The 2,739-nt window shown below is 47.9% G+C and carries 3 protein-coding genes; 2 read left to right on the top strand and 1 reads right to left on the bottom strand.

The features are described from left to right. Nucleotides 1-348 (bottom strand): elongation factor P maturation arginine rhamnosyltransferase EarP (gene earP / locus B7Y67_RS14665; RefSeq protein WP_293599276.1); only part of this gene is annotated, 348 nt, incomplete at its 3' end. On the opposite strand from earP, the gene uvrC reads away from it, so the two are divergent. Both uvrC and pgsA read left to right on the top strand, forming a co-directional pair. Continuing rightward, nucleotides 347-2,287: an excinuclease ABC subunit UvrC gene (gene uvrC / locus B7Y67_RS14660; protein ID WP_293599275.1), complete on the top strand. Its 1,941-nt coding sequence runs from the start codon at nt 347-349 to the stop codon at nt 2,285-2,287. The two genes, earP and uvrC, sit on opposite strands and share 2 nt — an antisense overlap. Nucleotides 2,288-2,323: 36 nt before the next feature. Next, nucleotides 2,324-2,739: CDP-diacylglycerol--glycerol-3-phosphate 3-phosphatidyltransferase (pgsA, locus tag B7Y67_RS14655; protein WP_293599274.1), on the top strand; the 416-nt coding region annotated here is incomplete at its 3' end.

Here is a 2,739-nt window from a genome sequence, read left to right as displayed (position 1 = left end):
GTGTCTGCCCTCACAGGTGCACCGTTGAAGGCGCCTACTTTCCCAGCCGTTGCCGCGACTAACGCGGACAAAGTTGCTGTGAACATCAGCGCTCCCGATCTCAATGACGACATCAGGGGGTTCAACAGGGTGACGACTATTGTGATGACTGGCTTCCCAGGGCTGGAGGTCAATACGGTCCTTGATTTCGGGGTCAACGCCAGAAGCGAGTAAATTAAGAGTTGGCAGATCGTCACAAAAAATACGCACGTCTTGGCCGTGAAGACTTGTTAAGCTTCTTGCGAGACGCCAGCAAACACCAGCATCACCATAGTTGTCTACGATTTGACAGAAAATATCCCAACGCATGAGCAATTCGCTTTTTGAAACCCTTCAGCAGGATGTTAAACGGCTACCCGGATTGCCGGGGGTGTATCGCTTTTTTGATGAGGCGGGACATATTCTGTATGTCGGAAAAGCGCGCAACCTCAAAAAGCGTGTATCTAGTTACTTCCAGCGCACTCAACTTTCACCACGCATAGAGCTGATGGTTGGGAAAATTGCCCGCTACGAAACTACAGTAACACGCTCAGAAACCGAAGCCCTCATTCTAGAGAACAACCTGATTAAGGAGCTCGCTCCTCCATTCAATATTCTCTTCCGAGATGATAAGTCCTATCCCTATGTGATGTTGACTGGGCACCAGTTTCCACGTTTAGCCTCCTATCGCGGTAAAACGGATAAGCGGAATCACTATTTCGGACCATTCCCTAATTCATGGGCTGTGCGCAACAGCGTACAGATATTGCAGAAAGTATTTCGTCTAAGGACTTGTGAAGACTCTGTATTTAAAAACCGTAGTCGCCCTTGTTTACTGCATCAAATTCATCGCTGTAGCGCACCTTGTGTAGGTCGGCTTAATGTTGAGCAATATGGGCAGGACGTAGCTCAGGCAACCCGTTTTTTAGAGGGCGATCATAGTCGCGTACTTTCTGAGTTGGAAAAGAAAATGCATGCGTATAGCGATGCCATGGAATTTGAAATGGCCGCTGTGCTAAGGGATCGTATTGCAGATCTGTCCAGCGTCTTACAACAACAATCTATGGATACCGTTGCTGATGGCGAGGGTGATGTGGATGTGATTGCTGTTGCTCAAATGGAAGGGGTGGTCTGTGTCAATTTAGCAATGATTCGGGGTGGGCGCCATTTAGGTGATCGCGCCTACTTTCCTAAGGGCTTACGTTCAACGTCTGGAGAGTTGCCACCACCAGCTGAAATTCTCGAGGCCTTTATTGCGCAACATTATCTGGAAGAGAAGTCGGGTGATGGAGAAGCGACAACTAATTTAATTCCGCCCGTACTGATTCTGAATCATCCCTTGAGAAAGTTGCTTGATGATATTGCGGCTCCGGAAGAGAGTGCTGAAGATGTTTCCGAGCAAACGGCTCCGGAAGGTTTGCACGATTTACTCAATGCACAAGCTGGTAAGCGAATTACCCTCCTTCACCAACCGCAAGGACAGAGACGGCATTGGCTAGCTATGGCGGAAGGCAATGCCAAGATTGCGATAGCAAAGCGTTTGGTAGAGACGGGCGGTCAACTGGCAAGAGCACGAGCATTGGCTGATGTATTGGCATTGGAATTAGAAAGTCTTGAGCAACTTCGCATTGAGTGTTTTGATATTAGCCACACTTCTGGTGAGGCTACGCAAGCTTCTTGTGTCGTGTATTCCAAAAATGCAATGCAGCCTAGTGAATACCGCCGCTTTAATATCAATGACATTACTCCGGGTGATGACTATGCAGCGATGCGCCAAGTCTTGCAACGCCGTTATGCGAACTTCCAAGAGCTCCCTGTTGAGAAAATGCCGCAAGTCATTTTGATTGACGGTGGTAAGGGGCAAGTTGAGATGGCAAGGCAAGTTCTCTCTGAATTCGGCATGGATATTGGATTGATTGTTGGTGTCGCTAAAGGTGAGGGGCGTAAGGTGGGTCTTGAGACTCTGATCTTTGCAGATGGACGTAAGTCGCTCGAACTTGGTATTGATAGCGCAGCCTTATTGTTGGTAGCGCAAATCCGGGATGAGGCGCATCGCTTTGCGATTACGGGTATGCGTGCAAAACGGGCGAAAGCCAGAACGGTTTCTCAGCTAGAAGAGATTGAAGGAATTGGCGCAAAACGCCGTCAAAAATTACTGGCTCGATTCGGTGGACTACGCGGCGTCTCAAACGCCTCTATTGAAGAGCTTTCCAGTGTTGAGGGAATATCTACAGCATTGGCTGAGCAAATTTACAGGCAGCTCCATTGATTGCCCAGCGCATCCACATTGGTTTATGCTTGAGTCATGCCATTTAATCTGCCTATTGCTCTGACCTGGTTGCGCGTAGCCGCAATTCCACTTGTGGTTGCAGTGTTTTATTTGCCCAGTAACTGGCTTACTCCCTTTGAGCAGAATCTGACTGCCACCATTATTTTTGTGTTTGCGGCAGTGACTGATTGGCTAGACGGTTTCTTGGCTCGCAAAATGAAACAAGAGTCGGCATTTGGTCAATTCTTAGACCCGGTAGCAGATAAATTAATTGTTGCCGCCTCATTACTCGTTTTGCTGAATATGGATCGCGTCCAAGTTTGGGTAGCATTAATCATTATTGGTCGCGAAATTACTATCTCTGCACTTAGAGAGTGGATGGCACTTCTGGGTGCTGGAAAAAGTGTTGCTGTTCACATGGTCGGCAAGTTAAAAACAACAGCTCAACTTGT

It is taken from the genome of Polynucleobacter sp. 35-46-11, from assembly GCF_002281105.1.
Note: the sequence above shows the minus strand (reverse complement) of the source record. Positions and strands in the feature narration are given on the sequence as shown.